Here is a 12,333-nt window from a genome sequence, read left to right on the forward strand (position 1 = left end):
CGGACGGTCTTCAGTCCCACCAGAAGGACCAGATCCGCTGTCCCAGCACCTCGTGCTCGGCGTACTCGCGCAGCGCCTCGTGATGCCCCTGGGTGATGTTGTCCGGGCAGAACGCGAAGTGCTCGGCGGCCACGGCCTCGGCCTCCTCCCGGCTCGTGGGCGGGGCGGCGACGGACAGGACCAGCTGGTCGAAGGTGAGGGCGAGGACGCGTATGCCGAAGCGGTCCTCCCAGGAGCGGAGGACGGAGCAGAGGCGGGCCGTGTCGCCCTCGTAGTTCAGCGGGCCCGTCCAGCCGATCGCCGCCGGGATGTCGGCGCTGCGACGGGCCGGGACCAGGGCGAGACGCGGTTCCTTGAACCAGGAGCCCTCATCGAGGAGGGCGTCGGCGATCTCGGCGGCGCGGGCGTCGGGGTCGGCGGTGAGGGAGGCGGCGGCCGGGGCGAGGCCGGGCCACGTCGGGCCGAAGGGGCCCACCGTCTCGTCGTGGGATCGGGGATCGCCGAAGAGCTCGACGACGGTTTCCTTGCCCGGGTAGTCCTCGTCGGCGCCGAGTTCGTCCGCCGCGTCCTCCTCCCAGAACTCCGCCAGCACCTCCTCCGGGTCGTGATCCCCGGGATAGGACATCTCCCCGGGCATCAACTGCCACTCGTCCGGGCCGCCTTGAGTGCCGCCGACGTCTATCAGCACCGGCAGCAAGCCTGTTCGTCCGGCCGGCGTGCCCAGGGCGGTCCAGGCGCCGGAGGACGCGGCGTACTCGGCATGCCACAGCAACGGCTCGTGCCACGGGCCGTCGTCCGTCGCGTCGATCAGTCTCCCGAGCGGGAGTTCAAGCCCGAGGGAACGGCCGCTCGGGTCGGCCGCCAGCCGGGGCAAGGGGTTGGGAAGAGTCGCCATGTCGGTGACTGTAGGCGGTGCCACTGACAACGGCTCTTCGAGGATTTCGCCGGGGCGGTTCACGCGGGGCGGGTGCGGGGGCTCTTACATCCGAAGGGGTTGGCAGTCGGCGAGGCCCCGGAGGAGAGGAGGGCCGGATGGATCCGGTCACGGGGTCGGTCGTGGCGGCACTGGCGGGGCTGGGAGTTCACGTAGTCGCCGTGGTGCGGCAGGAGTTGAGGCTACGGTGGGCGGCGCGGCGGGAGGCCGAGCGGGAGCGCTGTGAGTACGTGACCGAGCTGGTGCGGGCTCTGCCGAGGGGCTCCCGCTTGCACGAGGTCCAGGTGGATGGCAGTGAGGTTCACCTTGTGATCTCGGGCGACGGTGAACAGGCCAGGAGGGAATCGGCGTGACGGATCCGGACCCGCCGGAAGGTGAGGACGACTCCCTGGATCCTGTGCCGGTGGGAGGCGGTGGCACGGGGGCGTCGCAGGAGCGGTCCTCCTCGCTCGCGGACGGTATGTCGCCGGGGGACGCGGAGGCGTTCAGTGCTTTCTACCGCGCGTACTTCACGCGGCTGACCACGTATCTCGTGTATCAGGGTGCCTCGGTGCACCTCGCCTCCGAACTCGTGCAGGACACGATGATCAAGGCGTATCGAAAGTGGCACGAGATCAGGTCGCCCAGTGGCTGGGCCTACAAGGTCGCCTACCAGGCCTTCGTCCGGCACGCCACGCGGGTGGAGGAGGACCCGGTCGAGGAGGTTCCGGAACCTACGGCCGTTCTGCACCGCCCCGGAGAGGCTGAGGCCTGGGTGCAGGAGCAGGAGATCGTCCGGGTGCTGGGAGCGTTACCCGCAAGGCAACGCCAGGTGCTGGCACTCACGCTGGACGGCTGGGAGCCGGCCGGGATCGCCGAGCTGATCGGGATCGAGGGGCCGGCAGTACGGTCGAGTTTGCTGAAGGCGCGCAGAACCGTCGCCGAGTATCTCGCCGCCCGGGAGGAGGAGTGATGGCCGACGAACCGGCTTCCGGGCCGGAGGAATCCGCCGACGAGTGGCTCTCCGACGGGCACGACGAACTGCGCTCGGGGCTGTCCCGGTTCCTCGACGTGGATGGCGGGTTGCGTGAGGTGAGGGCGCATGCCGACGGGCATGGGGCCGTGGTGCGTGGGCTGCGCCGGGTGCTGGACGTCGAGCGGGGGCTGGCGGCGATTCTGCGGCCGGAGGCCGCAGGAGACCTCGTGGGGAGAGAGGGGCCGTCGGGGGGCGCGGAGTTGTCGGACGTGGCCGCGGCTGTGCGGGCCATTCCTGAGAGGCTGCGTCTGACCGTGCGCAAGGACCCTGTCATTGCCGCCTGTGTCGTCGGTGACCTTCTTGTACGGGCGCTCGAGCTTGCTGTGGGTCTCGATCAGGACCGGGATCGGCTCTTCGCCGAGGACGGCTGCCTCGAGCTCTATCGCGGGCGCGTCTCCGAGCTCGCACGGGCTGTCTCCCGCGCCTGCGCCGGGACCCGCGTCGTCGACCGTGCCCGCGACCTCGAGCGTGCCACCGCCCTCGACCGTGACCTCGCCCTTGAGCTGGCCCTTGAGCTCGCCCTTCACCTCGACCGCCCCCTCGCCCTCGCCAGCGCCGGCGACCGCGATCTCGCCCTTGTCCGCGACGTCGTCCGCGAGGTCACGTTCGAGCTCGCCCTCAACGTCGACCGCGACCTCGACCGCGCCCGGCGAATCGCCGACGCCCTCGCCCTCGAAGCAGGCCGTCGACTCAACCTGCACAGCGTGGAAGGCCTCCCCGCCGCCCTCCTCGACGGCGCCCTGGACGACTTCACCCACGCCGACCTCACCGGCGTGAACCCCACTGATCCCGATCTGGTCGGAATCCACTGGTCGGAGGAGGGCACCCGATGGCCTCGGGGCACGGACGTCGAGGAGCTGCGGAGCAGGTCCCAGGAGACCGCGCCGAACTCGGGCGTGTACGTGCTCGGGCAACCCCGGGGAGGAACCAGCCGTACCGGCGAGAACGTCCGCGTCTAGCCGACGCCGACGATCACACCGTCCCCGAGACGAACGCCGCCCAAGCTGCGCCGCCGACCTGGAACGTCGGCCCGCCCGGGGTCTTCGAGTCGCGGACGTGGACGGCGTGGGGGCAGGTGGCGACCTCCACGCACTCGCCGCCCTCGCTGCCGCTGCGGCGGGACTTGCGCCAGGTGTAGGCGACTTCGAGGCATTCGCCGCCTTCATCGCCGCTGTAGGTCGACTTGAACCACTGAAGTGCGGTGCTCATTGATCTCCTAGCAGACGCTCCAGCAGGCCCCGGGACTCGTGCCTGGTGAGGGCCTGTGTCCGCAGCATCGCATACTTGCGCGACATGATGGACACCTCGTCCGGGTCAGAAACCCACTGGCTGCCGCGCTGGCTCTCCGTATAGGCGAGGTGCTGGTGATCCTGTGTCTCAAGGAGCACGAACGGGCCATTGAGCCCAGCATGCGAAGGGCTGTCCAGTGGCAGGATCTGCAGGGAGAGGCCCGGCAGTTCGGCGCACTCGCGCAGATGCCGCAGCTGCTCGCGGCGGACCTCCGGACCCCCGACGCGGATGCTCAGCACGGGCTCCCACACCACGAAGCTGAGCGTCGGTGGACACTTGCGGTGCAGGATCTCCTGGCGCTCGATGCGGCCTGCCGTCTTGATCTCGATCTCGTCCTGGTCGTACGCCGGTACGCGCTCACCCAGCACCGCTCGCGCGTACGGCTCTGTCTGGAGGAGACCGGGCAGGACCTGGTTGGCGTAGAACGACAGGGCGACTGCTTCCCGTTCGTGCACCATGTACTGCTCCGCGTACAGCGGGAACTGGTCGATCTCCGGCATGTTCGCGACCCCGGCCGCCAACACGCCCTTCGTGTCGAGCAGTTCGTCGAGTGTCTCGGCGAGGTCGGGGAGCAGAGGGCGTCTGCCCTGCTCGATGGAGGCGATGGTCTCCTCGTCGGCCATCACCGCCTCACCGAGGGTGCGCTGGGTGTAGCCCGCCGCTCTGCGGGTGACCTGGACCTGGGCGCCCAGCATGCGCATCGTCGTGGGGTTCTTCTTCCGCGGCAACTTCCTGGAGCTCATGCTGTTCTGACTCCCCATGACCATCTGCCCCCGATCCCGAACAAACCCGTACTCCACCCGTACAAATCCCGAGTACGGGCTCACGCTCTGATCCACGCTAGTGACTCTGCGCGACATTCGTTCCGTGAATACGCAAAACCAACTCCCCTACCAGCGCGACCAGTTCTACCGACGCGACCGCCGGTCCGTGCCGGCAGCCAGACGGTTCGTGTGGTGGTCGCTGAAGTACTGGGGGATGGCCGACTGGGAACGAGCCGACGACGTGGCGCTGTGTGTGAGCGAGCTGGCGACCAACGCGCTGCTGCACGGGGCGCCGCCCGGGCGGGGCTTCCTGCTGCGCGTCCGGTACGACGGTGACGTAGTGCGTGTGGAGGTGCACGACAGCGGACGCGGTGAGCCGCGGGTCGCGGACGAGGCCGACGAAGGCGGGCGCGGGCTGCTTCTCGTGGCCGCGCTCGCGGACAAGTGGGGCGTCGGCGAGCGCAAGCCGGGGAAGGTGGTGTGGGCCGAGTGCGCCATGGAAGCGCCTTGATGTATCCCCGGCTGAGTCGGGAGGAATTCGGAGAGTATTCCTGGGCTGAATGACTTACCTGGAGTCGAAAGACAAAGGGGACCGTAGCATGTCAGGAAAGCGGTGGCCGGGTCCAGGTATCAGGGACGGTGTGCCGCGAGGCCCGCGCGATACGGCGAAAGCTGGATTGCCTGAACCCCAATCTCCAGTCGATTAAAATACGGATCCGCCGGAATGATACCCGAAACCGGCGCTGCCTCCTGCGTCGGTGACTTCTGCCAGCCGACGCAACTCCGGGAGCCAGGACGATTCCCAGCGAGGGAATTCAAGGAGATGAGTGGGGCGCCTAAGTCGCGCTAGACACGTACATCAAGACGAACCATGGGATCACCTAAAGGGCGCGAGCCCCATGGTGACGGAGTGTCCGTAGTAGTCGCAGGGGTAACGGCCTGCCGTGGGGTCCGGGAGAGCCGGAATCAGGGCGAAGGGACACAGGTGACATGGGATCCACAAGACCGGAAGGTATGCGTAATGCAGACTGCCGAAGCGGTACTTGAAATCCTCCGTGAACGCGGCAGGCGGAACCTGCCGTGCAACGAGCTCTATCGACAGATGTTCAACCCGCAGTTGTATCTCCTGGCCCACGGCCGCATCTACTCCAACCAGGGAGCGATGACACCCGGGGCCACGGGCGAAACCGCAGACGGCATGTCCCTGGAAAAGATCGGAAGCATCATCGATGCGTTACGCCACGAGCGGTTCCGCTTCAAACCGGTCAAGCGGGTCCTCATCCCGAAAAGGAACGGTAAGACGAGGCCGCTGGGCCTGCCGCCATGGACGGACAAGCTGGTGGGCGAGGTGATGCGCCTCCTCCTGGAGGCATACTTCGAGCCCCGGTTCTCCGACCACTCACACGGTTTCCGTCCCCGACGGGGCTGCCACACCGCACTGAGCGAGGTGGCACGCACCTGGACCGGGACAACATGGTTCATCGAGGGAGACATCGCCAAGTGCTTCGACTCACTAGACCATCAAGTGATGCTCGAAACCCTGGGCGAAAAGATCCACGACAACCGGTTCCTGCGGCTCGTGCACAACATGCTCAAAGCCGGATACCTGGAAGACTGGACCTGGAACGCGACGCTCAGCGGCACGCCGCAAGGCGGGGTTTTATCCCCGGTCCTGTCCAACATCTATCTGCACAAACTGGACGTCTTTGTCGAGACAGTTCTCATGCCGGAATACACCCGTGGGAAACTCAGGGCGAGAAACCCTGAATACCGCCGGGTCGAAGCGGCTGTCCAGCGAGCACGCTGGCGCGAAGACCGCGCCGAAGTGCGCGCCCTGCGCAAGCGGCTGCACACCCTCCCGAGCCAGGACATGTCCGACCCGGGATACCGCCGCCTGCGCTACGTGCGATACGCCGACGACACCCTCATCGGGTTCACCGGACCCAAGGCCGAAGCCGAAGAAATCAAACAGCGACTGGCCCAGTTCCTGCGAGACGACCTCAAGCTGGAACTTTCCCAGGAAAAGACGCTGATCACCCACGCCAGAACCGGCGCGGCACGATTCCTCGGATATGAGATCACCGTCCGCAGGGACGACCGCAGATCGGAACGGAAAAGAGGCCGCCGGCGACAGCGCCGGTCGACCAACGGAACCGTTGCGCTGCACGTCCCCAAGGACGTGATCAAGGCCAAATGTGCCCCATACCTGGAACGCGGAAAACCCGCGCGACAGCCCTCGATGCTTCACTACGACGACTACACGCTCGTCAACATCTACGGCGCCAGGTACCGCGGAATCGTTAACTACTACCTGCTGGCCGGTGACGTCTTCCGACTGAACCGGTTGCACTGGGTCATGCAGTCCTCGCTGCTGTGCTCCCTGGCGAACAAGCACCGCTCGACCATGTCGAAGATGGCCCGCAAGTACAAGGTCACCATCGACACCCCGGCCGGGCCACGCAAGTGCCTCCAGGCAGCCACCACCCGCGCCCCGAGCAGGAAACCGCTGGTCGCACAGTTCGGTGGCATTCCACTCCAACGGCACAAGGCCGCGGTCCTGACCGACCGCGATCCTGCCCAACGCCAGCCTCGGCGAAGCGAGTTGACAAGGCGGCTGCTGGCCGGACTCTGCGAACTGTGCGGACAGACCGCACAGATCCAGGTCCACCAGATCCGCCGACTCGCCGACCTCGACCGGCTCGGACAGACGCAGCCCGACTGGGCCGTCCTCATGGCCAGGAAACGGCGCAAGACCCTCATGGTCTGCCCGCCCTGTCACGAAGGCATCCACGACGGCCGCAAAGCCGCAGTTCACGGCAGTCACTGGAGAGCCCGTTGCGGTTAACGCCGCACGACGGGTTCGGGAGGAGGCCGCTGGGAAAAGGAACAGCTCCGCTGTCACCTCGCCCGGCGGCCCACCTCACGTTCGGTAGTTGTCGCTGAGCCGGGCCCGGGCCGCCCGCTACGGTGTCGACAGCGTGATCGGCGACACCAAGGGGGACGGGATGGCCGACGGGCCGGTGCTGGCGCAACTCCACTTCGGGCGTGAGGATGCCGAACGGGATGTGACGGACGGGCTGTTACTGCGCGGCGGCTTCCTGCCGAACGCCGCCTACCGGGGTGCGCTGAGCGGGCGGAAGATGCTGATCATCGGCCGCAAGGGGTCCGGAAAGAGCGCCGTCTGCATGCAGTTGATGGCGGACGGTGGGCGTACGCACCACGGCGGGAAGGTCCTGGTCACCCCGGACGAGGCGGCGGGGGAGGAGATCCGGCGGTTTGAGCTGCAAGGGCTGCCCGGGGACTCGGCCAAGGCGCTGATCTGGCGGTATGTCTTTGCCGTACACGCGGCCCGGCACCTGGTGACGCATGCCAAGGACGCCCATGCCAAGAGGCCGGACTCCGTGAAGTCGCTCGGGCGGTTCCTCAAGCAGAACGGCGAGGCACCGGGCAGCGGTAGCCGGCTGGTTGAGCGGCTGGCGCAGGGGGCGCGCGCGTTGCAGACCTCCTTGTCCCTGGAGGCGTTCGGAGTCAAGGCGAGCATGGATCTCGCGCAGTCGCCGTCCGAAGGGGCGCGAGCCGCACGGCAGCTGGAGGTCGTCGAGCAGGGCGTGGCGCGGGCCTTCACGGATCTCGGCTGCGACGGCGCCGTGCACCCTCCGCTGCTGCTCATGGTCGACCAGCTGGAGCAGGTGTGGTCGGCCGAGCCGGACAGTAACGCGATGGTGATCGGACTGTTGTTGGCGGCCAAACACGCGGCGAGCCTGTACGGACGCTCTGTACGGTTCCTGCTGTTCCTGCGGGCAGACATCTACGACTCCCTGTCGTTCGGGGAGGGCGACAAGTTCCACGGGGACGAGCTCCGGATCGCCTGGACGGAACAGGCCCTGCGGGACCTCGCGCTGACCCGGGCGCGTGCCTCCGTCGGGGAGGAGCTGACGGAGGAGCAGCTGTGGAAGGAGCTGTTCCCTCAGACCGTGGCAGGGGAGGAGACGGCGAGTTATCTGTTCCGGCGCTGCCTGCCGCGGCCCAGGGATGCCATCCAGTTCCTCAACGCCTGCCAGGAGAAGGCATGGTTGGAGCATGAGCGGGACCGGATCACCGAGGCGGATGTGGAGCAGGCGGGCCGGCAGTTCTCGGAGTGGAAGCTCAAGGATCTGACCTCGGAGTACCTGGTCGCGCACCCCTTCCTGCGCAACCTCTTCCCGCTCTTCCAGAACTCCGGGTACGTCGTCACGCGCGCCGCCCTCACCCGCCGCTTCGAGGCGGCGGCCGAGACGCTCCATCACGACTTCCCGGCGTACGCCGACACGTTGACGCTTTCGGGGGTCATCGACGTGCTGTACGGGGTCGGCTTCCTCGGGGTGCGGCGCGGCAACGACGTGGTTTTCGCGGGCGACGACGCACTGCCGGTCCAGCCGCACGAGACGGAGTTCCATGTCCACCCCTGTTTCCGGGCGGCGCTCGGCGCCGGCAGCGCCTTCGATCTCCGGCGCTTCGAGCCCCAGCTGGTGGACCCGCGCGTCTCGTCGGGCAATTACAGCCCGGGCGCGGCAGGCTCCTCCTCCCTCAACCGAGACGACCGGCTGCTCATGCAGCTCACGCGCTCCTGCCATTCCATCCTCTCGCAGGTCGAGAGGGCGGTGGCGCTGACGCGGGACGTCCGGGACGAGATCACCCTGCAGTTCAACCGGGTCCTCGACGACGTCAGCCGTATTCCTCCGGGGGCCGCCGCGTCCGCCGGCGTCGATGTGGACGATTATCTCCTCACCACCGCCCACTACTTCACCGGCCTCTCCACCCAGCTTCTCGCCGGCGGGCTGGACGAGACCTCGGGCGTCGGCCCTGTCGCGCACCGCATCGAGGAGGAGGCACGGCGATTGCGGCGGCAGGCGGGTGGGTCGTACGGGAGCTCAGGGGACTCGGCGGGGGCCTGAAGGCGCCATACTCATAAGGGAGTTCTGGGCCAGACCGTCGTGCGGCGGTGGCAATCCGCCGACGGGGGAGGAAACCGGTGCAGGGCGTACTGCTCGCCGAACGCTTTCGGATCAGTGACCGGCTGGGCGCCGGTGGCATGGGGCAGGTCTGGGCGGCTCAGGACGAGCGGATGCGGCGGGAGGTCGCCGTGAAGGTCGTCCATCCGCAGTACGGCATGGACGAGGCGGAGACGCAGGCCCGCTTCCAGCGCGAGGTGCAACTGGCGGGAGGGCTCTCCCACCGGAACATCGTCACCGTGCACGACTGGGGCGAGGTGTCGGTCGACGGGCGCCCGACTCTCTTCCTCGTCATGGAGCTCGTCCGGGGAGTGCCCCTCCATCGGCGGTTCAAGGAGTCCACGCCGCCCTGGCCGCTCGCCGCCTTGTGGGCCGCGCAGATCGCGGAGGCGCTGCACGCCGCGCACCGGCAGGGCGTCGTCCACCGGGACATCAAGCCCGCCAACGCACTGCTCACGCCGGACGGGACGGTGAAGGTCCTCGACTTCGGGGTCGCGAAGTTCATGGGTGACACCATCGGTGCCCGCGAACTCACCGCCACGGGCACCCTGCTCGGCTCACCACCGTACATGTCTCCGGAACAGGCCGAAGGCGACCGGCCGATCGACCACCGCAGCGACCTGTACTCCCTGGGCTGTCTCCTCTACCACGCGGTGACCGGCCGGCCGCCGTTCACCGGCACCAACCCGTGGGCCGTGCTCCGCAAGCAGATGGAGGTCGTCCCGGTACCACCGGACGCCCACGCCGAAGGCCTCCCCGTCCCGCTGAACGACCTCATCCTGAGTCTCCTCGCCAAGCGCCCGGAGGATCGCCCGGCGGACGCGGCCACCGTGTGCGAAGCGCTGAGCACGCTCCTCGCCGACCATGCCGTCACCGAGCCCGGCGGCAGCATCCTGGACGTCATGCAACTGGGGCACAACCACTCCGTGTCAGGGCTGATCCTGAAACGGGCCTGGGAGCTCCGGGAGGAGGCCCGGACGGCGCCCGAGCGGATCGTCGCGGAGGCCGAGGCGCTCAAGGCCGAGGCGATCCGGGAGGCCAAGCGTGCGGTGGAGGTGGCCCGGACGGAAGCCGAGCGGATCGTCGCGGAGGCCGAGGCGCTCAAGGCCGAGGCGACCCGCGAGGCCAAGCGCGCGGTGGAGGTGGCCAGGCGCGAGCTGAGGGTCTTCGTCCGGCGCGGTGAGGACATGGATGCCGAGACCGAGAAAATCGCCGCGCGGGCGGCCGTAGAGGATCTCCAACTGAGCGAGGAGAGCTACTACCTGATCTTCACGGTGTCGATCAACGGCAGCCTGCCCACCCCCAGCGAGTTCAGCGACAAGCTGAAGGCGGACTACGGCATCTCCCTCCCGGACGACGAGGCCAAGCGCATGGTCGACCGCTTCTCCAACCGCTTCAACGCGGAGCTGGAGGAAGACCACATCGCGTAGTGGCCACGAACCGGTCAGAGCCGCTCAGGCGTCCGGATCCCCAGCAGCGCCATGCCCCGATGCAGCGTCCGCGCCGTGACGTCGCACAGGAAGAGACGGTTCTCGACCTGGGCCGGCGTCTCGGCCTTCAGGACCGGGCACTTGTCGTAGAAGGTCGTGTACAGGGACGCCAACTGGTAGAGGTACGCCGCCAGCTTGTGCGGGGCGTACTCCTTCGCCGCCTCCGCCACCGTCTCCGCGAAGGCGTCGACGTGCAGGCCCAGCGCGCGCTCCGCCTCGTGCAGGCCCAGCTCCGGGTGCGCGGCGGGGCGGGCCTCGCCGGCCTTGCGCAGGATGGAGCGGATACGGGCGTACGCGTACTGGAGGTAGACGGACGTGTCGCCGTTCAGCGAGACCATCTGGTCCAGGTCGAACTTGTAGTCCCGGTTCGCCGACGTCGACAGGTCCGCGTACTTCACCGCGCCGATGCCCACCTGGGTGCCCCGCTCGGCGATCTCCTCCTCCGACAGGTCCTGCGCCTTCTCCCGTACGACAGCGGAGGCGCGGTCGATCGCCTCGTCCAGCAGGTCGACCAGGCGGACCGTCTCGCCCTCACGGGTCTTGAACGGCTTGCCGTCCTTGCCGAGCACCGTGCCGAAGGCGAGCTGGAGCGCACGGACGTCCTCGTTCAGCCAGCCGGCCCTGCGGGCCGTCTCGAAGACCATCTTGAAGTGCAGGGCCTGGCGGGCGTCGACCACGTACACCAGCGTGTGCGCCTTCAGATTGAACACGCGGTCACGGATCGCCGACAGGTCGGTCGCCGCGTAGCCGTAGCCGCCGTCCGACTTCTTGACGATCAGCGGGACCGGCTTGCCGTCCGGGCCCTTGACGTCGTCGAAGAAGACACACAGGGCGCCCTCGGAGCGGACCGCGACGCCGGACTCCTCCAGCAGGCGGCACGTCTCGTCGAGCATGTCGTTGTAGCCCGACTCACCGACGATGTCCGCGTCCCGGATCTCCATGTCCAGCTTCTCGAAGACGGAGAAGAAGTAGATCTTCGACTCGTCCACGAACTTCTGCCACATGGCGAGGGTGTGCGGGTCGCCCGCCTGGAGGTCGACCACCCGGCGCCGGGCCCGCGTCTTGAACTCCTCGTCGGAGTCGAAGTGCGCCCGCGCGGCCTTGTAGAGGCGGTCCAGGTTCGACATCGCCTCCTCGCCGGAGACCTGCGTGTCCTTGTGGTCCAGCTCGTGCGGGTGCTCCTCCAGGTACTGGATGAGCATGCCGAACTGGGTGCCCCAGTCGCCGATGTGGTGCCGGCGCACGACCGTCTCGCCGGTGAACTCCAGCAGCTGGACCACCGCGTCGCCGATCACGGCGGAGCGCAGGTGGCCGACGTGCATCTCCTTCGCCACGTTCGGCTGCGCGTAGTCGATCACCGTCGTGCCCGGGTTGTCGGCGACGGGCACGCCCAGGCGCTCGGGGTCCGCGTACCGCGCGGCCAGGTTCTCGGTGATCGCCCCGTCCGTGACCGTGATGTTCAGGAAGCCGGGGCCGGAGACCTCGATGTCCTTGATCACGTCACCCGTCTCGACCCGCGTGACGACCTGCGTCGCCAGCTCCCGCGGATTCGCCTTGGCCTTCTTCGCCAGCGCCAGGATCCCGTTGGCCTGGAAATCCGCCCGGTCGCTTCGTCGCAGCAGCGGATCGGCGGCACCGGCCTCCGGCAGGGCAGCCGAGAGAGCGGTCGCGAGACGCTGGTTGACGGAAGCGGTGAGGGACGTGACCGAGGCCATGGAGTGGGTGCCGTTCTCCTCGTGGGATGGATAGACACGGCCAGTATCCCATGGTGCGTAAAGCGGTTTTCTCGGGCGCGGGGTGGTCTGGGAGAATGGGCGGGTTCCCAGAGAAACTCTCAGATAAAAAAGAG

At 68.0% G+C, this 12,333-nt stretch carries 11 protein-coding genes; 7 read left to right on the top strand and 4 right to left on the bottom strand.

The window, feature by feature from the left end:
- Nucleotides 1-10: 10 nt before the first annotated feature.
- Nucleotides 11-895: a DUF4253 domain-containing protein gene (locus Q4V64_RS30100; RefSeq protein ID WP_124441020.1), complete on the bottom strand. Its 885-nt coding sequence runs from the start codon at nt 893-895 to the stop codon at nt 11-13.
- A 137-nt stretch (nt 896-1,032) separates the two neighbouring features.
- On the opposite strand from Q4V64_RS30100, the gene Q4V64_RS30105 reads away from it, so the two are divergent.
- The 3 genes from Q4V64_RS30105 to Q4V64_RS30115 are packed head-to-tail and all read left to right on the top strand — an operon-like array spanning nt 1,033 to nt 2,908.
- A complete protein-coding gene (locus tag Q4V64_RS30105) occupies nt 1,033-1,287 on the top strand; it encodes a hypothetical protein (protein WP_124441019.1) in 255 nt (84 codons plus the stop codon).
- Nucleotides 1,284-1,886, top strand: coding sequence for an RNA polymerase sigma factor (locus tag Q4V64_RS30110; RefSeq protein WP_253267044.1), 603 nt, complete (start codon nt 1,284-1,286; stop codon nt 1,884-1,886). Before Q4V64_RS30105 ends, Q4V64_RS30110 begins: the two co-directional genes overlap by 4 nt.
- Complete coding sequence (locus tag Q4V64_RS30115; protein ID WP_172629265.1) at nt 1,886-2,908, top strand: hypothetical protein; 1,023 nt, start codon at nt 1,886-1,888, stop codon at nt 2,906-2,908. The genes Q4V64_RS30110 and Q4V64_RS30115 overlap by 1 nt, the downstream gene beginning before the upstream one ends.
- Before the next feature lie 13 nt (nt 2,909-2,921).
- Here the strand turns inward: Q4V64_RS30115 and Q4V64_RS30120 are convergent, their stop codons facing one another.
- Both Q4V64_RS30120 and Q4V64_RS30125 read right to left on the bottom strand, forming a co-directional pair.
- The gene (locus tag Q4V64_RS30120; RefSeq protein WP_124441018.1) at nt 2,922-3,158 is read right to left on the bottom strand and encodes a DUF397 domain-containing protein; all 237 of its coding nucleotides are present in this window, start codon (nt 3,156-3,158) and stop codon (nt 2,922-2,924) included.
- Nucleotides 3,155-3,982, bottom strand: a complete 828-nt coding sequence (locus Q4V64_RS30125) for a helix-turn-helix transcriptional regulator (protein WP_124441017.1) — start codon at nt 3,980-3,982, stop codon at nt 3,155-3,157. The genes Q4V64_RS30120 and Q4V64_RS30125 overlap by 4 nt, the downstream gene beginning before the upstream one ends.
- Before the next feature lie 124 nt (nt 3,983-4,106).
- Between Q4V64_RS30125 and Q4V64_RS30130 the strand changes: the two genes are divergently transcribed.
- The 4 genes from Q4V64_RS30130 (at nt 4,107) to Q4V64_RS30145 (ending at nt 10,424) form a co-directional block, all read left to right on the top strand.
- A complete protein-coding gene (locus Q4V64_RS30130) occupies nt 4,107-4,514 on the top strand; it encodes an ATP-binding protein (protein ID WP_124441016.1) in 408 nt (135 codons plus the stop codon).
- A 510-nt stretch (nt 4,515-5,024) separates the two neighbouring features.
- Nucleotides 5,025-6,848 carry a reverse transcriptase/maturase family protein gene (locus Q4V64_RS30135; RefSeq protein WP_172629628.1) on the top strand — a complete coding sequence of 608 codons (1,824 nt, stop codon included), beginning with the start codon at nt 5,025-5,027 and terminating at the stop codon, nt 6,846-6,848.
- Nucleotides 6,849-7,008: 160 nt separating this feature from the next.
- Nucleotides 7,009-8,937, top strand: coding sequence for a hypothetical protein (locus tag Q4V64_RS30140; protein WP_124440149.1), 1,929 nt, complete (start codon nt 7,009-7,011; stop codon nt 8,935-8,937).
- 77 nt (nt 8,938-9,014) lie between these two features.
- Nucleotides 9,015-10,424, top strand: a complete 1,410-nt coding sequence (locus Q4V64_RS30145; RefSeq protein ID WP_124440144.1) for a serine/threonine-protein kinase — start codon at nt 9,015-9,017, stop codon at nt 10,422-10,424.
- A gap of 14 nt (nt 10,425-10,438) precedes the next feature.
- On the opposite strand, the gene argS is transcribed toward Q4V64_RS30145, so the two are convergent.
- Complete coding sequence (gene argS, locus Q4V64_RS30150) at nt 10,439-12,199, bottom strand: arginine--tRNA ligase (RefSeq protein ID WP_124440143.1); 1,761 nt, start codon at nt 12,197-12,199, stop codon at nt 10,439-10,441.
- Nucleotides 12,200-12,333 lie beyond the last annotated feature (134 nt).

This window comes from Streptomyces sp. NL15-2K (genome assembly GCF_030551255.1).
In the GTDB taxonomy this organism is placed as follows: Bacteria; Actinomycetota; Actinomycetes; order Streptomycetales; family Streptomycetaceae; genus Streptomyces.